Here is a 20,352-nt window from a genome sequence, read left to right on the forward strand (position 1 = left end):
AGGTCGCATGCCGCGCCCCGGACCGCCCGTGCCCCTGGGGCTGACGCTCCACGACCAGGGCGGCACGCTGCGCGTCGTGAGCCACGGCGCGTCCGCCGTGGAGCTCACCGTCTCGGACGTCGACGATCCCCGCCGCGTGGTGGAGGTCGTCGCGATGGAGCGGGGCGACGGCGGCGTGTGGACCGGATCCAGCGCCCGGCTCGTCCCCGGCACCGCCTACTCGGTGCGCGTCGACGGCGACCCCGCCCCCGGCGACTCCTTCGACCCGACGCGCCACCTGCTCGACCCCTACGCCCGCGGCCTCGTGCAGGTGGGCCCCGCCGCGTGGCGCTCGGTCGCCACGCGCGAGGTGCCCGCCGAGGAGCGCGCCGCCCGCCGCGCCGCCCGCCCCGTCGTGCCGCGCGACCGCCAGGTCGTCTACGAGCTGCACGTGCGCGGCTTCACGAAGACCGACGAGCGGCTGCCCGAGGAGCTGCGCGGCACGTACGCGGGCCTCGGGCACCCGACCACGGTGGAGCGCCTGGTCGACCTCGGGATCACGACGGTCGAGCTGCTGCCGGTGCACGCGTCCACGAGCGAGGAGCGGCTGCGCGCGCAGGGGCGCATCAACCACTGGGGCTACAACACGCTCGCCTACCTCGCGCCGCACGCGCCCTACGCCACGCGCCGGGCCCGGGACGCCGGCGCCGACGAGGTCGCGGCCGAGTTCCGGGGCATGGTCGACGCGCTGCACGCCGCGGGGATCCAGGTCGTGCTCGACGTCGTCTACAACCACACGGCCGAGGAGGGCGCCGACGGGCCCGTCACGAGCCTCCGCGGCATCGACGGCTCGCGGTACTACCGGCACGCGCCGGACGGGACGCCCATCGACGTGACGGGCTGCGGCAACACGGTCGACCTCTCGAGGCCCGACGCGCAGCGCCTCGTGCTCGACTCGCTCGAGCACTGGTCCGACGTGATGGGCGTCGACGGCTTCCGCTTCGACCTCGCCGTGACCCTCGGGCGCGACGAGCGCGTGGACTTCGACCCGGCGCACCCGCTGCTGCGCGCCATCGTCGAGGACGAGGCGCTCCAGGGGCTGCTCATGATCGCCGAGCCGTGGGACGTGGGCATGGGCGGCTGGCGCACGGGTGGGTTCGGATCCGGCTGGAGCGAATGGAACGACGGCTACCGCGACGTCGTGCGCGACTTCTGGCTCACCGACGTCGCCGAGTCCCGGCGCACCGGCCGCGCCCCGAACGGCGTGGGGGCGCTCGCCTCCTGCCTCGCGGGATCCTCCGGCACCTTCGCCGCCGACCGCGGCCCGCTCGCCTCCGTCTCCTTCGTCACCGCGCACGACGGCTTCACGCTCGCCGACCTCACGAGCTACGACCGCAAGCACAACAGCGGCAACGGCGAGTCGAACCGCGACGGCACGGACGCGAACCGCTCCTGGAACCACGGCGTGGAGGGGCCGACGCGCGACGCGACGATCCTCGCGGCCCGTAGGCGCACGTCGCGCAACCTGCTCGGGACGCTGCTCGTCTCCGCGGGCATCCCCATGATCACGATGGGCGACGAGCGCGGCCGCACGCAGCGCGGCAACAACAACGGCTACTGCCTCGACAACGCGGCCACGTGGATGCGCTGGGACGAGGACGCGTGGCGGATGGACCTGGAGGCGACCACGCGCCACCTCCTCCGCATCCGGCGGGAGAACCCGGCGCTCCGGCCCGTGCGCTACGCGGAGCCCGACGCGCACGTGCCGAGCGCGTCGGTCCTCGCCTGGCGCGACGCCGACGGCGCGCCCATGACGGAGGCGGCCTGGGAGTCGACGGGCACGCGCACGCTGCAGTGGATCACCACCTCGACCCCCGAGACCGAGGAGCCGAGCCGCGTGCTCGTCGTGGTCCACGGACAGGAGTCCCGCGCGACGGTGACGCTGCCGGAGCACGACGGCGTGGCGTGCTGGCGCCTGCTCTGGTCGAGCGAGTGGGAGCGGCCCGAGGTCGTGGCGACGGACGACGCGCCCGGCGACCGGGTCGAGGTCGACGGGCCGGCGCTGCGGATCTACCTGGCCCGCTGACCCGGCCACCCGTGCGGCGAGGCGCGCGACCGACCCGGACGGGGGCCGCGCGGGGTTCGCGTCGCGCGGCGCTCGTGTGCTCTCCTGGAGTCGCCCGCACGATCCCCCGCGCACCGCCGCGCCCAGCACCGAAGAGGACGCCGCACGTGACCGACGAGTCCCCCGCCCCGCCCGGCGACCGCTCCCCCGACCTGCCCTCCGTCGACCGTCCGACCGACCGGCGCCGCACCCTCACCCGCCGCGCGCTCGTCGCGGGCGGCGGCCTGGCCGCGCTGTCGGCCGTCGCCGCCGTCGCGGGCTGCACCACGACGCCCCGCCCGGTACCGCCCACGGGCGCCATCGCCACCCCGACCGCGGACGCCGGGGATCCGCCCGCGCCCGCCGTCACCGCGTCCGGCGGCCCCCCGATCGAGCCCATGAGCTACGCCCCCGACGACGCGCTCGCCGGCTTCTACGCGCTGCGCGACCAGGTGCAGGAGCGGCGCCTCACCATCGGCGTGCTCGGCGACAGCATCACGGAGGGCCAGGGCGCCACCACCCTCCAGCACGCCTACCCCGCCCAGCTGCGCGACCGGCTGCGCGGCGCGTACCCGTCGGGCGGGCGCGGCGGCGTCGACTACATCGCGTCCCGGCACCAGATCACCGTTCCCGCCGACCAGGGCTTCGCGTTCGCCGGCGCGCCCACCGCGGGCGGCCGCCACGGCTGGGGGCGGCGCGTCGTCGCCCTCACCGAAGCCGGCGGTCCCGGCACCTACACCGCGCGCATGACCTCGGCGCGCGTCTGCTGGTGGGCGCCCGGCCTCGACGCGGCGATCACCGTGCAGGTCGACGACGGCGCGCCCGAGACGGTGCGCGCCGACGTCGGCGGGTCCCTCACCTGGACGAGCCCGCAGATGGACTCCGCCGAGCACGCGATCACCGTGGCGTGGGCCGGCGGGAAGCCCGAGCTCGAGGGCGCCTGGCTCTTCGACGGCGACGAGGAGCGCGGCGTCCACGTCATCGAGGGCGGCAACTCCGGCTCGCAGCTCTGGCAGCTCTCGGAGAAGGCGCGGCCGGACGGCGTGAGCACGTGGATCCGCTCGGCCCCGCGCTTCGAGCTCGACCTCTGGATGCCCGAGCACCTCATCAACGACGTCGTCGTGCGCACGCCCGAGGAGGTGCGCTCGGACGCGGCCGTGCTCATCGAGCTGATCCGCACCACGAGCGAGGCGCCCATCCTCTTCACACCGCCCTACGAACGGACCACGCTGCCGATCCGCGGGACGACGTGGGCCGACTACATCGGCGCGCTGCGCGACGCGGCCTCGGCGGATCCCCGGGCCGACGTCTTCGAGATCGGCGCGTACATCCCGCGCATGGTGGGCGAGGGCGCCTCCGACCCGTACGGCTGGATGGGCCCGGACAACCACCCGAACGACCGGGGCTACGCCCGCTTCGCCGAGGTGCTCGCCGCGAAGCTCTCCGCCACGCCGGCCTGACCCGCGGGGCGGCCGCGCGCGGGACGGCGCCCCGCGGAGCGCCGCCCCGCCGCGTCAGCCCGCGACCGCGACCAGCCCCGGCTCCGCGCTCGACGCCAGCAGCTCGTGCCGCGGCACGACGCGCACGGTGTAGCCGAACGGCCCCGCGCTCGCGAGCCACACCGCTCCCGCGTACTCCTGCTGCCCGCCGGATCCGCCGACGGGCGCGAGCGCCTGCCGCACCACGTCGGTCAGCACGTCGCCCTCGCCGGTGCGCCCGTGCACGACCTCGACCGTCACGTCGTCGGCGCCGAGGCCCCCGAGCGCCACCGCAGCTCGTCGCCGACCTGGGCCTGGTGCTCGACGCCCTCGGACTCGACGTGCGCGACCTGCACGGACGGCCACGCGGCGGCGACGCGGCCGCGCCAGGCCGCCAGCTCGCGGGCCCGGGCGGATCCGTCGGCCGCGACGACCGCCTGCGCCCGGCCGGCGGGCACGTACAGCCGCTCGACGTACTGCCGCACCATCCGGTCGGCGCTGAGCGCGGGCGAGAGCGTCCGGAGCGTGTGCCGGATGTCGTGCACCCAGCCCGTGGGCACGCCGTCGCCGTCGCGGTCGTAGAAGCGCGGCGCGATGCGGTTCTCGATGAGGTCGTACAGCGCCGTGGCCTCCATCGCGTCGCGCTCGGCGCCGTCGTGCGCGCGGTCGGCCGACGGGATCGCCCAGCCGTTGCCGCCGTCGAAGTACTCGTTCCACCAGCCGTCGAGGATCGACAGGTTGAGCGCGCCGTTGAGCGCCGCCTTCATGCCGGACGTACCGCACGCCTCGAGCGGGCGCAGCGGGTTGTTGAGCCAGACGTCGGTGCCCGGGTAGAGCAGCTGCGCCATGCCGATGTCGTAGTCCGGCAGGAACACGAGCCGCCCCCGGATCCCGGGCTCGGCCGCGAACCGCACGAGCTCCTGGATGAGGCGCTTGCCCTCGTCGTCCGCCGGGTGCGACTTGCCCGCGACCACGATCTGCACGGGCCGCTCCGGGTCGGTGAGGATCCGGCGGAGGCGCTCCCGGTCGTGGAGCATGAGCGTCAGCCGCTTGTAGGTCGGCACGCGCCGGGCGAACCCGATCGTGAGGACCTCGGGGTCGAGCACGTCCTCGAGCCACGCCGGCTCGACCGCGCCCGGGTTCTGCTCGCGCCAGGCGCGCACGACGCGGCGTCGCGCGTCCTCCACGAGCTGGCGGCGCATCCGGCCGCGCACGTCCCACAGGTCGCCGTCGGTCACGGCCGAGGACGACCAGTCGGCCGCCGTGGTGTCCCACGTGCCGAGGCGCTCGCGTGCGAGCGACATGAGCATCGGATCCGTCCACGTCGGCGCGTGCACGCCGTTCGTCACGCTCGTGATCGGCACCTCCTCGGTGTCGAAGCCCGGCCAGAGCCCCGCGAACATGCCGCGGCTGACCTCGCCGTGCAGCTGGGAGACGCCGTTCGCGCGCTGCGCCAGGCGGAGGCCCATGAGCGCCATGTTGAAGACGTCGGGCGATCCGCCGTCGTGCAGCTCGGCGCCGAGCCCGAGCACGCGCTCGGTCGGCACGCCCGGCAGCAGGCGCTCCGTCACGTGCTGTCGCACGAGGTCGACGTCGAACCGGTCGATCCCCGCGGGCACGGGCGTGTGCGTCGTGAAGACCGTGCCCGCGCGCACCACCTGCAGCGCCTCCTCGAAGTCGAGGCCGTCGGCCATGAGCGTCGAGATGCGCTCGACGCCGAGGAAGCCCGCATGGCCCTCGTTGGTGTGGAAGACGCGCGGCACGGGCGCGCCGGTGACGCGCGCGTGCGCCGCGATGGCGCGCACCCCGCCGATGCCCAGCAGCAGCTCCTGGTGCAGCCGGTGCTCGCCGCCGCCGCCGTAGAGCCGGTCAGTGACCCGCCGGAGCTCGTCGTCGTTCTCGGGCACGTCGGTGTCGAGGAGGAGCAGCGGGATCCGTCCCACCCGCGCCACCCAGATGCGCGCGTGCAGCGTGCGGTCGGCGGGCAGCTCGAGGGACACGTGGACGGGCGCGCCCTCGGCGTCGCGCAGCACCTGGAGCGGCAGGCCGTCCGGGTCGAAGACGGGGTAGGTCTCCTGCTGCCAGCCGTCGGAGGAGATCCCCTGGCGGAAGTAGCCGGAGCGGTAGAAGAGGCCGACGCCCACGAGGGGCACGCCGAGGTCGGAGGCGCTCTTGAGGTGGTCGCCCGCGAGGATCCCGAGGCCGCCGGAGTACTGCGGGAGCGCGGCGGCGATGCCGAACTCGGGCGAGAAGTAGCCGACCGCCTCGGGCACGTCGCCCGCGAGCTGCTGGTACCAGCGCGGCTCGCGCACGTACGCCCGGAGGTCCGCGCGCTGCTCCTCCGCCCATGCCACGAAGCCCTCGTCGGCCGCGAGCTCGCGCAGCCGCTCCTGGTCGACCGCGCCGAGCAGCGCGACCGGATCGTGGCCCGTCCCCTCCCACAGCTCCGGGCTCACGTGCGCGAACACGCGGCGGGTGGGCTCGTACCACGACCATCGGAGGTTGCCGGCGAGCTCGTCCAGCGCGGACAGCTCCTCCGGGAGGACGGCACGGACGGTGAATCTGCGGATGGCCTTCACGGGACTCCCTCGGACCGGACGGCGGCGGGGTGACCCGCGCGGATGGCTCCCGAGCCTACGGGCGCGGGGTGGCAGGGCACCAGGGTCCGCCCCGCGCGTGGAGCGCCCGTGGCCGCCGGGCGCACGGCCGGTGACGCACGGGCGTCGGGCATCCGCACGGCGCCCGCCACCGCCGCGGCGAGCGACAGCCGGACGGCGCACGGGCTACGGTCGAACAGTGACCACACCCCAGGACGGACCCGATCCCCTCCCCCGCCCGGTGCGCGGCCGTGCAGCCCGCAAGGCCGCCAAGGCCCAGAAGCTCCAGGACGCCCAGCAGCCGCCCGAGCCCCGGCTCCCCCTGATCCCCGAGGCGCCCGCGCAGGCGGCACACGCCCCTGCGGCCCCGGAGCCGCAGCCGCCGGTGATCCCGTCGACGCCGGCGCCCGCGGCGCCGGAGCCCAAGCGCGTCGCGGCACCCGAGCCGCTGCCCGCCGCCCCCGCCGAGCGCGCCCCGGAGGGCGCCTTCGCGCCGGAGCCGGCCGCCCCCGTGCCCTCGACGCCCCGCCACGCGGCTCCGGTCGCCGAGCCGACGCCCTCGGCCGCCGAGCCCCCGCAGCCCGCGGAGCCGACGCCGGCCGTCGACTCGTCGTCCTCGACGCCGCCGACCCCCGCCGCCGAGCCCGCGTCCGACGACCACGTCCCCGTCATCGGCCGCATCCCGATCCTGTCGCTCACCCCGCAGATCGAGGACGACCTCTGGCCCGCCAAGAGCTTCGTCCACGACGTGGTGCCCTTCGGCGCGACGATCTTCCGCGAGGGCCACGACCTCATCGGCGCCGACGTCCTCCTCACCGACCCGACCGGCTTAGTCACCGCGCACCGCATGACGCTCGACGCCTCGAAGCCCGGCCTCGACCGCTGGATCACGACGGCCCAGCTCGAGACGCAGGGCGCCTGGACCTGGCGCGTGAGCGCGTGGTCGGACGACTTCGGCACGTGGCTGCACAACGCGGAGATCAAGGTCCCCGCGGGCCTCGACGTCGACGTGATGCTCGCCCTCGGCGCGGAGGCCCTCGAGCGCGCGGCGGCGGACGACGCCCGCGACGCCGCCGACCGGGAGGTGCTCCGCGCCGCGCTCTCCGCGATCGCCGAGGTCGACGCCACGCCGACCGCGCGCCTCGCCGCCGCGACGACCCCCGAGGTCCTCGCCGCCATCGACCGCGTCCCGCTCCGCAGCCTCGTCACGCTCTCGCCCGAGCGCACGATCGTGGTCGAGCGCGAGCGCGCGGCCGTCGGCTCCTGGTACGAGTTCTTCCCCCGCTCCGAGGGCGCCGTCCAGCACGAGGACGGCTCCTGGACGAGCGGCACGTTCGCGACCGCGGCCGAGCGCCTCCCCGCGATCCGCGACATGGGCTTCGACGTCGTCTACATCCCGCCGGTGCACCCCATCGGCCGCACCAACCGCAAGGGCCCGAACAACACGCTCACCGCGGGCCCGCACGACCCGGGCTCGCCGTACGGCATCGGCTCCGAGGACGGCGGGCACGACTCCATCCACCCGGAGCTCGGCACGGTCGAGGACTTCCGCGCGTTCGTCCAGGCGGTCGCCGACCACGGCATGGAGCTCGCGATCGACATCGCGCTCCAGGCGTCGCCCGACCACCCCTGGGTCACGACGCACCCGGAGCTCTTCACGACGCTGCCCGACGGCTCGATCGCGTACGCGGAGAACCCGCCGAAGAAGTACCAGGACATCTACCCGCTGAACTTCGACAACGACCCCGAAGGGTCGTACCGCGAGATGCTCCGCGTCATGCGCGTGTGGCTCGGCCTCGGCGTCAAGATCTTCCGCGTCGACAACCCGCACACCAAGCCGCTCGTGTTCTGGGAGCGCCTCATCCACCAGGTGATGCGCGACGAGCCCGACGCGATCTTCCTCAGCGAGGCCTTCACGCGCCCCGCGATGATGCGCACGCTCGCCAAGATCGGGTTCCAGCAGTCCTACACGTACTTCACGTGGCGGAACACGAAGAAGGAGCTCGAGGAGTACCTCACCGAGGTCAGCCACGAGACGAGCGACTACCTGCGCCCGAACTTCTTCGCGAACACGCACGACATCCTCACGCCCTACCTGCAGTTCGGCGGGCGGGCCGCGTACCGCATCCGCGCCGCCATCGCGGCGACCGCGTCGCCGTCGTGGGGCATCTACTCGGGCTACGAGCTGATCGAGAACGTCGCGCGCCCCGGCGCCGAGGAGAACATCGACAACGAGAAGTACGAGTACAAGCCGCGCGACTGGGCCCGCCAGGAGGAGCTCGGCGGATCCATCGCGCCGGAGATCACGCGCCTCAACGAGATCCGCCGCGAGCACCCCGCCCTTCGCCAGCTGCGGAACCTCGACGTGCACTGGAGCGACGACGACTCGATCCTCGTCTACTCCAAGCACCTCGCGGCCGAGCACACCGGCACGGGCGAGGCCGACACGATCCTCGTGGTCGCGAACGTCGACCCGCACTCTGCGCGCGAGACCCAGGTCTACCTCGACCCGACCCGCTTCGGCCTCGCCGAGGACGCCGTGTTCGACGTCGAGGACCTCCTCACGGGCGACGTCTACACGTGGTCGACCTCCAGCTTCGTCCGGCTCGACGCGTTCACGCACCCCGTGCACGTGTTCCGGGTCCACCCGACCGCATCGAAGGGATGACGGACATGACCGACACCACCCCCCAGCAGGACCCCCGCGACGAGCTGCCGGGCGCCGACGTCGTCGTGCCGCCGGCCGCCGACGCCGACCCCGAGCAGGGCGCCGACGTGGCCGTGCCCGCGGCCGACGTGGCCGTGCCCGCGGCCGACGACGGCGCCGCCGAGGAGGCCTCCGCCTCCGCCTCCGCCGCCGACCCGATCCGCCTCCCCGAGCTCGCCGACCACGACCTGCGCGCCGTCGCCGAGGGGGTCCACTCCGGACCGCACTCGGTCCTCGGCCAGCACCCCGTGGACATCGACGGCGTCGGCGACGACCTCGTCGTCGTCCGCGCGCTGCGTCCGCTCGCGGACGCGGTCTCGGTGATCTTCTCCACGGGCGCCCGCGTCGCCCTGGCCCACGTGGGCCACGGCGTCTGGCAGGGCGCGCATGTGCTCGGCCTGCAGGACTACCAGGTCGAGGCCCGCTACTCCGACGGCGGCACCTGGACGAGCGACGACCCGTACCGCTTCCTCCCCACCGTCGGCGACCTCGACCTCTACCTCTTCGGCGAGGGCCGCCACGAGCGCCTCTGGGACGTCCTCGGCGCCCACCACCGCGAGCACTGGGGCGTCGCGCAGACGTATCAGGGCGTCTCGTTCTCGGTGTGGGCGCCGCACGCCCGGGCCGTGCGCGTCATCGGCGGCTTCAACGGCTGGGACGGCGTGCAGCACGCGATGCGCCGCCTCGACGGCAACGGCGTCTGGGAGCTCTTCGTCCCGGGCGTCGAGCCCGGCGTCTCGTACAAGTTCGAGATCCTCACGCAGGCCGGCCAGTGGATCGAGAAGGCCGACCCCATGGCCCGCATGACCGAGGTCCCGCCCGCCACCGCCTCGCGCGTCGAGACGAGCGACTACCAGTGGGACGACGCCGCCTGGCTCGAGGAGCGCGCCGCGCGCGACCCGCACGACTCCCCCATGAGCGTGTACGAGATGCACCTCGGATCCTGGCGGCCCGGCCTCGGCTACCGCGAGGTCGCCGGCGAGCTCGTCGCCTACCTCCAGGAGCTGCGCTACACGCACGTGGAGTTCCTGCCGCTCGCGGAGCACCCGTTCGGCGGGTCCTGGGGCTACCAGGTCTCCGGCTACTACGCGCCCACATCGCGCTTCGGGTCCCCCGACGACCTCAAGTACCTCATCGACTCGCTGCACCGCGCCGGCATCGGCGTCATCGTGGACTGGGTCCCGGCCCACTTCCCGAAGGACGCCTTCGCGCTCGCGCAGTTCGACGGCCAGCCGCTCTACGAGCACACCGACCCCCGCCGCGGCGAGCAGCAGGACTGGGGCACGCTGGTCTTCGACTTCGGCCACTCGCAGGTCCGCAACTTCCTCGTCGCGAACGCGCTGTACTGGTTCGAGGAGTTCCACATCGACGGCCTGCGCGTCGACGCCGTCGCCTCGATGCTGTACCTGGACTACTCCCGCGAGGAGGGCCAGTGGCTGCCGAACGCGCACGGCGGCCGCGAGAACCTCGAGGCGATCTCGTTCCTCCAGGAGGTCAACGCCACCGCGTACCGCACCCACCCCGGCATCGTGATGATCGCGGAGGAGTCCACGAGCTTCCCCGGCGTCACGCGCCCCACGAGCGACGGCGGCCTCGGCTTCGGGCTCAAGTGGAACATGGGCTGGATGCACGACACGCTCGACTACGCGGCCGAGGACCCGATGTACCGCGCGTACCACCACGGCCAGATCACGTTCTCCATGGTCTACGCGTACACGGAGAACTTCCTCCTCCCCATCAGCCACGACGAGGTCGTGCACGGGAAGGGCTCGCTCGTCGGCAAGATGCCGGGCGACCACTGGCAGAAGCTCGCCAACGTGCGCGCCTACCTCAGCTTCATGTGGTCGCACCCCGGCAAGCAGCTGCTGTTCATGGGCCAGGAGTTCGGGCAGGTGTCCGAGTGGAGCGAGGAGCGCGGGCTCGACTGGTGGATCCTCGACCAGCCCGTCCACCGCGCCCTGTTCGACCTCGTCGGCTCGCTGAACCGCACCTACGTCGACACCCCGGCGCTGTGGGCGCTCGACAACGACCCGGCCGGCTTCGAGTGGATCGACGCGGGCGACGCCGGGCGGAACGTGCTCGCGTTCCTCCGCCGTGACCGCGAGGGCAACCAGGTCGCCGTCGTGCACAACTTCTCCGGAGCGCCCATCTCGGGCTACCGGCTGGGGCTGCCGCAGCCGGGCGTGTGGGAGGAGATCCTCAACACCGACGCCGAGCAGTTCGGCGGGTCCGGCGTCGGCAACCTCGGCGCCGTCCACGCGGGCGACGAGGGCTGGCACGGCCGTCCCGCCTCCGCCGAGCTCACCCTCCCGCCGCTCGCGGGCCTCTGGTTGCGGCTGAAGCAGGATCCGGCCGACCTCACGCCCGTCGAGGCGCCCGCGCACGCGGCCCCCGACGCGGACGAGTCGCGTGCCGACGGCACGCCGTTCGCCGAGGCCACCGCCGCGCCCGTCCTCCCGCAGTCGCCCGACGCGCGGCCGCCCGTCGAGGGCCTGTCCGCGACGGATGACGCCCCGGGATCCGACGACGGCACCCCGCGGGTGCCCACCGTCTGACCGGACCGCGCACATGACGACGGCGCCGCATCCCCTCGGGGATGCGGCGCCGTCGTCGTCGTGGCGGGACGCGCGTCAGTAGAGGAGGCGCGTGAGCTGGCGGCGTGCCACGGCGACCCGCGGGTCATCCAGGCCGACCACCTCGAAGTGCTCGAGCAGGCGCTGGCGCACGGCCTCGCGGCCCTCGGCGTCCGCCGACGGGAACAGCTCGAGCAGGCGCGTGAACGCGTCCTCGACGTGCCCGCCGGAGAGGTCGAGGTCGGCGACGAGCAGGTGCGCTTCCACGTCCTCGGGCGCGGCCGCGGCGGCACTGCGGATCTCGTCCGCCGCCTTCCCGTCGAGCCGGTGCAGGAGGCTGACCTGCGCGAGGCCGGCGACCGCGAGGGCGTCGCGCGGGTTCTGCGCGATCGCCGTGCGGTACTCGGCGGCGGCCGACGCGTAGTCGCCCTGCTCGATGAACGCGTACGCCTCCGCGTGGTGCGGCGGCAGCGGCTCCTCGACCGGGGCGGCGGGCTCCGCGGAGGCGTCGGGAGCGACGGCCCGGCCGGTCACGCCGTTCTGCTGCGCCAGCTCCAGCACCTGCTGGATGACGTCGCGGACCTGGTCCTCGGGGATCACGCCCGCGAAGAGCCCGACGGGACGGCCGCCGATGAGCGCGGCGACCGTGGGGACGGTCTGCGCCTGGAAGGCCTGCCCGAGCTGCGGGCTCTGGTCCACGTCGATGCGCACGAGCAGCACGCGGCCGGCCTGCTCGGTGACCACGCGCTCGAGCACGGGCGACAGCTCGCGGCTCGAGGCGAGCCCCGTCGACACGAGCTCCACGATGACGGGCACCACGGACGAGATGTCGAGGAACTGCGTGAACGAGGCGTCGTCGGCCGCGAGCACGAGGCCGGGGACGTCGACCGTCTGCGGGGCGCCCGTCCCGTCGACGGGGGCACCGGGGGCGTCCGGCGCACCCGCCGCGGGCGATCCGCCCGCGGGCGCGGCCGGCGCCTGCGCCCGGTTCACGAGCGAGGACAGGTCGACCGCGCCGCGGAGGCTGGCGGCGGAGGGGGGCACGTTCGTCATGGGAGCTCCTTGGCCGAGGTGATGTGGGTGCTGGAGGCGTAGAGGCGGATCTTCTCGCCCGAGTTCACGGGAGGCACGTACATGAGCATCTGCGCCGTGCGGACGGTGTCGAAGCCCTTCGCCGAGTCGGTGAGCCCGGTGATCGCCTGGACCTCCGGGTTCGCGTTGACCTTCGCGCCCTCGGCGGTCGGCTTCGCGACGATGCCCAGCTGCACGGTGACGCTCACGAGCGCCCCCGACTCGACGGTCGACATCGCCACGGGCGTCGCCGTGTCCGCCGTGGCGGCGAACTCGACCGTGCCCGTCTCGCCGATGGACGCCGGGAAGTCGGTCTTGCGCTTCGCATCCTGCGCCCGCACGCCGTCGTCGGTCGGGTCGAAGAGGCCGGCGTACTGGCTGGCGTCGCCCTTGTTGAGCACGTCCGCGTAGGCCGCGGAGAGCTGATCCGGCTGCACGGCCAGGAGCTTCACGTCCGCCGCGAGCCGCGCCGCGCCGATGGCGGCCGGGGCCACGTCCGGGAGCGCCGCCGTGGTGGAGATGGGCATGGCGTAGAGGACGCGGTAGTTGTCGCGCGGGCTGTCCTGCACGAGCGTCAGGGACAGCGTGGGCGCGTCCTCCGTGTCGGGGTCCTTGACGACCGCCGCGACGGTGCGCGGCCAGGTGAGCGTCGCCTGCGGCAGCGTCAGCTGGAGGTCGCCGGCCGGGATGGCGGGGACGGCGGCGATGTCGGGCTTGGCCTTCCGCACCTGGTAGTCCGAGGTGCGCTCCTGCAGCGCCGGGCCGGCGAACCGGGGCGTCAGGGCGGCGGCGTCGAGGGACTGGTCCGCCGCGGTGGAGACCTCGGACACGCGGGAGACGATGCGGTCGGCCTGGTCCTGGCTGACGACGGGCGGATCGGCGTCCTCCGCCTCGCGGGCGGCATCGAGCGACGAGGTCGGGGTGGGCGTCGCGCTGGATCCCGCACCCGCGGCGAGGTCGGCCGGCGCGCCCTGCGCGGTGCAGCCGCTGAGCGCGAGGCCGGTGACGACGAGGACGGGCAGCGCGACGAGGCCGCGACGACCGCGGCCCTTGGGCGCCACGGGTGCTGCCCCGGAGCCGGCCGTGAGGGCCGCTCGACGGGCGGCCGGGCCGATGCGCGGGATCCGCGGGCCGCCGCGCGGAGGCAGGTTGCGGCGCGGGCCGCGGCTGCGGCGCAGGTGGCGGAGCGCGAGGAGGTAGAGGACGAGCCCGACCACGAGCAGCACGATGCCGCCGACCACGAGCGGGACGACCCAGGGCGACTCGCCCTCGGACGGCCACGACAGCTCGACGTCGGCCGGCGCCGCCGCCTGGCCGTCGGTGGCGAGGATGAGGCTCACGTCGTCCGGGAGCCGGGTGCTGAGCGACACCTCGCCCTCGCCGGTCTGCTCGGAGAGCCAGAGGTCGGACCCGCGGGGATCGGTGACGGTGGGCGTCGCCTCGGCGGCGGTGCCCGACGCGTCGGCGCCCGAGGCGCCTGCGGTGGGGCTCGGCGACGGCGTGGTCGCCTCGGGCTGGACGACCTGGCTGGTCAGCGCGCCCTGCTCGTCCATCGCGATGCGCGTGTACGGGCTGCTGCCCACCCACGCCTCCACGTCGGACGCGGGGCCGTAGGCGGCGAAGACCTCGCCGTCGCCGCGGACGACCGTGTCCTGCAGACCCGGGTGCGCGTTGAGCGTCTTCCCGTCGACGATCGTGTACGCGGCGCCGCCGGCGGAGGACGTGGCCGCGGTGATGCGGTCGGGTCCCGCCAGGAACGTGTGCTGGGCGATCCCCAGCCCGATCATGAGGGCCGCGACCACGAAGGTCGCGATCGCCAGGACGAATCGCACGGGTGTCTCCTCTCGTGTCGTCGCGGGCGGCGGCCGCATGAGCGGCGATCGGATGACGACCGCCGCGGCCGACGAGCACGGGTGCTCTCGCGACGCTCCGCCGTGCTGCAGGCGGACCGGCGGCGGACGACGACATCGAAGGATACCGGACGACCCTGGGAGCGCCTCGCCGCGGGCCCGCCGGGGCCGGGAGACGCACCGGGCCGCGCGCCGCCGACTCGGTAGGATCGGCACCTGCTGCGCCCCGCCCGGCGTCCGCGAGCCGCCCGCGAAGGAGTATCCCCGTGCCCCACGACGACACGCCGTTCAGCCCCGCCATGCGCGGCTACAACCGCGACGAGGTCGACCGGGCCGTCGCCGACCTGCGCCGCGAGCTCATCCGCTCGAACCAGCAGGGCGCGGAGCTCCGGGCCGAGGCCGAGCGCCTCCGCCGCAGCGAGCAGGAGCTGCGCGACGAGCTGGACGAGGTCGGCAGCCCCACGTTCGCCGGCCTCGGCAGCCGGCTCGAGGCCACCCTCCGCGTCGCCGAGGAGCAGTCGACGCGGCTGGTCGCCCAGGCGGACGCGGACGCCGCCCGGCTCCGCCGCGCCACCCAGGAGGAGACGGACGCGCAGCGCGCCGAGGCCGAGGCGACCGCCCGCCACCTCGTGGACTCCGCGCGGGCGCAGGCCGCGCAGATCCTCGACGCCGCGCGCCGCGAGGCGGACGACCTGCACGAGCGCGCGGACGACCGCGCCGAAGGCCTCCGCAGCGACGCCGAGCGCGAGGCCGCCGCCCTCCTCCTCCGCACGCGCACCGAGGTGGCCGACCTCCGTGCCACCGCGGAGCGCGACACCGACGCCCAGCGCGCAGAGGCCGCCCGCGAGGTCGCGGAGCTCCGCGCCCGCGTCGACCGCGAGACCGCCGAGGCCCGCCGCGACGCCGCCGACCTCGCCCGCGACACCGTGCTCGCCCGCGGCGCGCTCGAGCGCGAGCTCGCCGACGCGCGCGCACGCCACGACGAGTCCGTCGCCGAGGAGCGCGCCGAGCTCGACCGCGACGTGCGCGAGACCGAGGAGCGGCTGCGGCTCGACGAGGAGACCCGGCGCATCGCCCTCGCCCAGCTCGACGAGCAGACCCGAGCCGACCTCGACCGCGAGATCGAGCAGGCGCGCACCGACTGGGACCGCGAGCTCCAGGCGTCGCGCGACGACTTCGACCGCCGGATCCACGCGGAGCGCACGGCCTTCGACCGCGACGTGGAGGAGACCCGCGCCGCCCTCGAGCGGGAGATCGCCGAGACGCGCGAGGCGCTCGAGCTCGAGCTGGCGACCGCCCGGGGCGACCTCGCGCGCGACGAGGATGAGGCCCGCACCGACCTCGCCCGGGACATCGCCCAGGGCACCGAGCGCCTGGAGCGCGAGACCCGGGCGACGCGCGCCCAGCTCGAGCTCGAGGCCGTCACCGCGCGCGCGTCCCTCGAGCGGGAGATCGCCGAGGCCGAGGCCCTGGAGGCCGACCGCCGGGAGGCCGAGCGCCTCCGCCTCGAGCGCGAGGCCGCCGAGACCCGGCGCGAGATCGCCGCCGAGGCCGACGAGGCGCGCCTCCTGCTCAGCCGCGAGATCGAGCAGGGCCACCTCGACCTCGACGCCGAGATCACCGCCCGGCGCGACCACGACGCCCGCGACGCCGCCGAGCGCCAGCGCGAGGCCGCCGACCGCACGGCCGCGTACCTCGGCGAGGCGGAGGCGCGGCTGCAGGAGGTCACGGCCCTGCTCGCCTCCACGCGCGCGGAGGCGGAGGTGCTCGCGGTCGAGAGCCGCGAATCCGCGCGGAAGGTGCGGGAGGACGCCGACCACGACGCGCGCGCCGCCATCGCCGACGCGGAGCGCCGCGCCCGCGAGACCGTGGCGGATGCGGAGCGCCGTGCGCGCGAGGCGGTCGCCGACGCGGAGGAGCGCCTCGACCGCATTAGGATCGAGCGCGAGGCGGTGGCCGCGTACCTCGAGAACGTCCGCGGCGTGCTGACCCAGGCGGACGACTCCTCCTCCGACGACGACGAATCCCCCATCGCGCGCTGAGCGCGCGCCCACTCGGAGGCCACGAGACGTGAAGATCCAGAACCCCTACCGCCTCGGCCTCCTGGCCGGCCTCGGCGTGCTCACCGCCCTCGTCATCGGCGGCGCGCTCGTGTCGCTCGGCACCGTCCTCACCTACGTGGGCACCGCCGTCTTCCTGGCCCTCGGCATCGACCCGCTCGTCACGTTCCTGGAGCGCAAGGGCGTGCCCCGCCCGGTCGCCATCCTCGTGATCTTCCTGGTGCTGCTCGGCTCCCTCGCCGGCGTGCTGCTGGCGGTCATCCCCGTCGTCGTGAACCAGGCGAGCGCGCTCGTCACGCAGATCGTGCAGTACGCGCAGAGCGTGAGCGGCGACCAGTTCATCGAGAACCTGCAGTCGTTCGTGCCCCGCGAGGTCTTCGACGTCCAGAGCGGCGCCGACCAGCTCATCCAGTACCTGTCCAACGCGTCGAACGTCGCGACCATCACGGGCAACGTGCTCACCGTCGCCTTCACGATCGGCAACTTCCTCTTCGGCCTGGTGATCGTCGTGATCCTCACGATGTACTTCACGGCCTCGCTCAACTCCTTCAAGAGCGGCCTCTACAAGCTCGTGCCGGCCACGCGCCGCGCGCGCTTCGCCGACATCGCCGAGCAGATCACGCAGTCGGTCGGCCGCTACGTCATGGGCCAGGTGGGCCTCGCGCTCTGCAACGGCGTGCTGAGCTTCGTCTACCTCAGCATCGTCGGCGCGGCCCTGCCGGCGGTCTGGGCCTTCATCGCGTTCCTGTTCTCGCTGCTGCCCCTCGTGGGGACGATCACCGGCTCGGCGCTCATCGTGCTCGGCCAGATCGTGCTGCTGCCGGAGTCGATGAACACGTGGATCGCGGTGGCGATCTACTACCTCGTCTACATGCAGATCGAGGCGTACGTGCTCAGCCCGAACATCATGAACCGCGCGGTCAAGGTGCCCAGCGTCGTGGTCGTCATCGCGGCGCTCACGGGCGGCACCCTGCTCGGGGTGCTCGGCGCGCTCATCGCGGTGCCGGTCGCCGCGGCGGTGCTGCTCATCATCCGCCAGGTCGCGGTCCCGCTGCAGAACGAGCGCTGACCGCCCCGCCCGGCGTCAGCGCGGGGTCGGCCACTCGGTCGGCAGCGGCAGCACCGACGGGGCCACCGCGCGCACGATCTCGGTGAGCACGCGCGAGACCTGCGACTCCCCCACCCACAGGTGCTTGGCGCCGTCCACGGCGATGAGCTCGGCCTCCGGCACGGACGCGAAGCGCTCGCGCGCCTCGGCTGGCTGCAGGAAGTCATCGTGCTCGGGCACGAGGATCACGAGCCGTCGCGGATCCCCGTGCCACGCGGCGACGTCGTCGGCCGTGGCGCGGTGCAGCGGCGGCGACAGCAGGATCGCGCCCTCGACGGGATGGGCGAGGCTGTGCTTCAGCGCGATCTCCGTGCCGAAGGACCAGCCGACGATCCAGGGCGCGGGCAGGCCGCGATCCGCGACGAGGTCCATGGCGGCGGCGAGGTCGAGCCCCTCCGCCTCCCCGCCGTCGAACGCGCCCTCGCTCGTGCCGCGGGCGGATGTGGTGCCGCGCGTGTTGAAGCGCAGCACCGCGAGCCCGGCCATCGCGGGCAGACGGAGCGCGGCCTTGCGGAGCACGTGCGAGTCCATGAAGCCGCCGGCCGTGGGCAGCGGGTGCAGCGTCACGAGCGTCGCCACCGGATCCCGGTCGGCGGGCAGCGCGAGCTCCCCCACGAGGCGGAGGCCGTCGGCGGTCGTGAGCTCGACGTCCTCGCGACGCGCGGGCAGCTCGGTGGAGCTCGTGATGGGGCGGGGTGCGGTGTCCGTCATGAGACCTTCCAGCAGTGGGTGTGCCAGTGGCGGCGGGCGGCGAGGTCGCTCTGCTCGCCCATCATGCCGTCGGCGCGCCAGGCCACGACGTGCGCGTGGCCGGGCTCGATGTCGAGGGTGCAGCCGGGGCAGCGGTACACCTTGAGGGCGCGCGCCGCCGACACGGGTTGCACGTTCCAGACGCGGCCGCGCCGGGTCTCGGTGTGCTGCGAACCGCTGAGGAGGCGCGTCAGCACGTCCTCGTCGTCCTCCTGGCGCGCGCGTCTCCCCCGGGGTCGATTGCTGCGCGGCATGATCCGATCCTAGGCGGCGGCGTGCCCGCGTCCGGTCACCCGGCGTCGGCTTGACGACCGAGGCGCGCCTCCTCCTGGTCGAGCATGCGCTGCGCGCGGGCGAGCACGCGCGACGGGTGCTCCCCCGTGCCACGGGCCTCGAGCAAGGCCGCGCGCTCGGCGTCGAGGACGTGCCGCCGGAGCAGCAGGTACGCGGCGCGCGGGCTCAGGGGCGCGTCGTCGTCCGCCGCCATCGCGTCGGCGCGCTCGGTCACCCACTCGGCCTTCATCGCCGTGTCGCGCCGCACGCGCTCCACGACCTCGTCGTCCACCACCGTCCCCTCGGGCAGCTGCCGCACGCCCTCGTCGACGGCGCGGATCCCCGCGTCGGCCAGCCCGGAGACGAGCGCGGCGAGCTGCCGCTGGTCCTCGACCGCGTCGCTGCCGCGGATCCCGCTCAGCCGGATGACGGCGGGGAGCGTGCCGCCGTTCACCAGCAGCGAGACGATCGCGACCGTGAAGGCGATGAGCACGAGCTGGGCGCGGTACGGGGTGCCCGACGGCAGCGACTGCGCGGCCGCGAGCGTCACGACGCCGCGCATGCCCGCCCAGCCGAGGACCAGGCCGCCGCGCCACCCGAGGCCCTGCGAGCGGAGGGCCCGCAGGTCGGCGCGTCGTCGGCGCAGGATCCGCGCGGCGGCGCGCTCCCGCCGCGACGACCGGTCGTCGCCGCGCTCCCGGCGGAGCCGCTCGAGCCCGCGGCGAACCCGGCGCGTGCGCGCCGCGACGTGCTCCTCGTGGCGCCGCAGCCCCAGCAGCAGCGGCACCAGGAACCCGAAGCGGACGACGGTCAGGACGACGAGCGTGAGGATCCCGTAGGCCACCGCCCTGCCCACGCCGAGGTCGGCCTCGTGCACCTCGTCGATGATGTCCCGGAGCTCCAGCCCCATCACGAGGAAGACGCCGTTCTCCAGCAGGAAGAGGACGGTCCGCCAGTTCAGCCTCTCGTTGATGCGCGACTGCGCCGTCAGGGTCGACGCGCTCCGGTGGCCCGACCAGATGCCGGCCGCCACCACCGCGAGCACGCCGGACGCCCCCACCTCCTCCGCGGGGATGAAGGCCACGAACGGCACGGCGAAGGAGATCGCGGTGTCGAGCACCGGGTCGTCCAGCCGACGCCGGACCTCCGTGGTGATGACGCCGACGACGACCCCGATGGCGAGGGCGCCCACCGCGGAGAGCACGAATCCCCCGGCGGCCTGCCACAGGTCGACGGACGCGCCGACGGCGGCGATCGAGGTGCGCAGCAGCACGAGCGCGGTCGCGTCGTTGACGAGGCCCTCCCCCTCGAGGACGGTCACGAGGCGCGGCGGGAGGCCGAGCCGACGGGCGATGCTCGTGGCCGCGACGGCGTCAGGCGGGCTGACCACCGCGCCGAGGGCCAGCGCGCCGGCGAAGGACAGGTGCGGGAAGAGGGCGTAGAGGAGCAGGCCGATCCCGAACGCGGACACGAGCACCAGGACCACCGAGAGGCTGACGATCGTCCGAAGGTTGCGGCGGAGGTCGACGAGCGGCACGGTCACGGCGGCACCGTAGAGCAGCGGTGGGAGGACGCCCGCGAGGATCAGCTCGGGCGCCACCTCGACCGGCGGCACGCCCGGCAGGTAGGAGATGCCGACGCCGAGGAGCACCAGCACGAGGGGCGTCGCCACTCCGATCCGCCGCGCGAGGAGCGTGACGGCCACCAGGGTCGCGATCCCGGCGACGCCGAGAGCCGCGTAGTCCATGACCCGAGGCTAGCCGGGTGGAGCGGTCGCCCCGCACGGCTCCGAGGGGCAGCCG

General features: G+C 74.7%; 11 protein-coding genes and 1 pseudogene. 6 read left to right on the top strand and 6 right to left on the bottom strand.

Going from position 1 to position 20,352, the window contains the following annotated elements; translation table 11 throughout:
* Positions 1-7 precede the first annotated feature (7 nt).
* Both B5P21_RS10140 and B5P21_RS10145 read left to right on the top strand, forming a co-directional pair.
* Positions 8-2,065 (top strand): glycogen debranching protein, encoded by a 2,058-nt coding sequence (locus B5P21_RS10140; protein WP_045527585.1) that lies wholly within the window; start codon positions 8-10, stop codon positions 2,063-2,065.
* Positions 2,066-2,211: 146 nt separating this feature from the next.
* Positions 2,212-3,543, top strand: coding sequence for an SGNH/GDSL hydrolase family protein (locus B5P21_RS10145; RefSeq protein ID WP_246865274.1), 1,332 nt, complete (start codon positions 2,212-2,214; stop codon positions 3,541-3,543).
* A gap of 54 nt (positions 3,544-3,597) precedes the next feature.
* Here the strand turns inward: B5P21_RS10145 and glgP are convergent.
* Positions 3,598-6,140: pseudogene (glgP, locus tag B5P21_RS10150) on the bottom strand (alpha-glucan family phosphorylase).
* 529 nt (positions 6,141-6,669) lie between these two features.
* On the opposite strand from glgP, the gene B5P21_RS10155 reads away from it, so the two are divergent.
* Together B5P21_RS10155 and glgB are read left to right on the top strand one after the other, a co-directional pair.
* Positions 6,670-8,826: an alpha-1,4-glucan--maltose-1-phosphate maltosyltransferase gene (locus tag B5P21_RS10155; protein ID WP_378108714.1), complete on the top strand. Its 2,157-nt coding sequence runs from the start codon at positions 6,670-6,672 to the stop codon at positions 8,824-8,826.
* Positions 8,823-11,420 (top strand): 1,4-alpha-glucan branching protein GlgB, encoded by a 2,598-nt coding sequence (glgB, locus tag B5P21_RS10160; RefSeq protein WP_094171102.1) that lies wholly within the window; start codon positions 8,823-8,825, stop codon positions 11,418-11,420. Before B5P21_RS10155 ends, glgB begins: the two co-directional genes overlap by 4 nt.
* Before the next feature lie 75 nt (positions 11,421-11,495).
* Here glgB and B5P21_RS10165 read toward each other — a convergent pair whose 3' ends face one another.
* Both B5P21_RS10165 and B5P21_RS10170 read right to left on the bottom strand, forming a co-directional pair.
* Positions 11,496-12,491 (bottom strand): tetratricopeptide repeat protein, encoded by a 996-nt coding sequence (locus B5P21_RS10165; protein WP_045527582.1) that lies wholly within the window; start codon positions 12,489-12,491, stop codon positions 11,496-11,498.
* The gene (locus B5P21_RS10170; RefSeq protein WP_094171103.1) at positions 12,488-14,341 is read right to left on the bottom strand and encodes a DUF8094 domain-containing protein; all 1,854 of its coding nucleotides are present in this window, start codon (positions 14,339-14,341) and stop codon (positions 12,488-12,490) included. The genes B5P21_RS10165 and B5P21_RS10170 overlap by 4 nt, the downstream gene beginning before the upstream one ends.
* A 284-nt stretch (positions 14,342-14,625) precedes the next feature.
* Here B5P21_RS10170 and B5P21_RS10175 point away from each other — a divergent pair, with 284 nt between their 5' ends.
* Entirely contained in the window at positions 14,626-16,401 is a 1,776-nt protein-coding gene (locus B5P21_RS10175; RefSeq protein WP_045527580.1) for a coiled-coil domain-containing protein, read from the top strand.
* A 28-nt stretch (positions 16,402-16,429) separates the two neighbouring features.
* Positions 16,430-17,488 (top strand): AI-2E family transporter, encoded by a 1,059-nt coding sequence (locus B5P21_RS10180; protein ID WP_094171104.1) that lies wholly within the window; start codon positions 16,430-16,432, stop codon positions 17,486-17,488.
* 15 nt (positions 17,489-17,503) lie between these two features.
* Here the strand turns inward: B5P21_RS10180 and B5P21_RS10185 are convergent, their stop codons facing one another.
* From B5P21_RS10185 to B5P21_RS10195, 3 genes are read right to left on the bottom strand one after another with little or no spacing between them, the layout of a single operon-like run.
* Positions 17,504-18,238: an alpha/beta hydrolase gene (locus B5P21_RS10185; protein ID WP_045527578.1), complete on the bottom strand. Its 735-nt coding sequence runs from the start codon at positions 18,236-18,238 to the stop codon at positions 17,504-17,506.
* A complete protein-coding gene (locus B5P21_RS10190) occupies positions 18,235-18,531 on the bottom strand; it encodes a hypothetical protein (RefSeq protein ID WP_045527577.1) in 297 nt (98 codons plus the stop codon). The genes B5P21_RS10185 and B5P21_RS10190 overlap by 4 nt, the downstream gene beginning before the upstream one ends.
* Before the next feature lie 35 nt (positions 18,532-18,566).
* Complete coding sequence (locus B5P21_RS10195) at positions 18,567-20,297, bottom strand: cation:proton antiporter (RefSeq protein ID WP_045527576.1); 1,731 nt, start codon at positions 20,295-20,297, stop codon at positions 18,567-18,569.
* Positions 20,298-20,352 lie beyond the last annotated feature (55 nt).

Source organism: Clavibacter michiganensis subsp. insidiosus (assembly GCF_002240565.1).
Classification (GTDB): domain Bacteria; phylum Actinomycetota; class Actinomycetes; order Actinomycetales; family Microbacteriaceae; genus Clavibacter; species Clavibacter insidiosus.

Excerpts from the sequence above, each read along its gene's own strand:
- B5P21_RS10140 (WP_045527585.1), top strand. The coding sequence starts at position 8 with ATGCCGCGCCCCGGACCGCCCGTGCCCCTGGGGCTGACGCTCCACGAC.
- glgB (WP_094171102.1), top strand. The coding sequence starts at position 8,823 with ATGACGGACATGACCGACACCACCCCCCAGCAGGACCCCCGCGACGAG.
- B5P21_RS10165 (WP_045527582.1), bottom strand. The coding sequence starts at position 12,491 with ATGACGAACGTGCCCCCCTCCGCCGCCAGCCTCCGCGGCGCGGTCGAC.
- B5P21_RS10185 (WP_045527578.1), bottom strand. The coding sequence starts at position 18,238 with ATGACGGACACCGCACCCCGCCCCATCACGAGCTCCACCGAGCTGCCC.
- B5P21_RS10190 (WP_045527577.1), bottom strand. The coding sequence starts at position 18,531 with ATGCCGCGCAGCAATCGACCCCGGGGGAGACGCGCGCGCCAGGAGGAC.
- B5P21_RS10195 (WP_045527576.1), bottom strand. The coding sequence starts at position 20,297 with ATGGACTACGCGGCTCTCGGCGTCGCCGGGATCGCGACCCTGGTGGCC.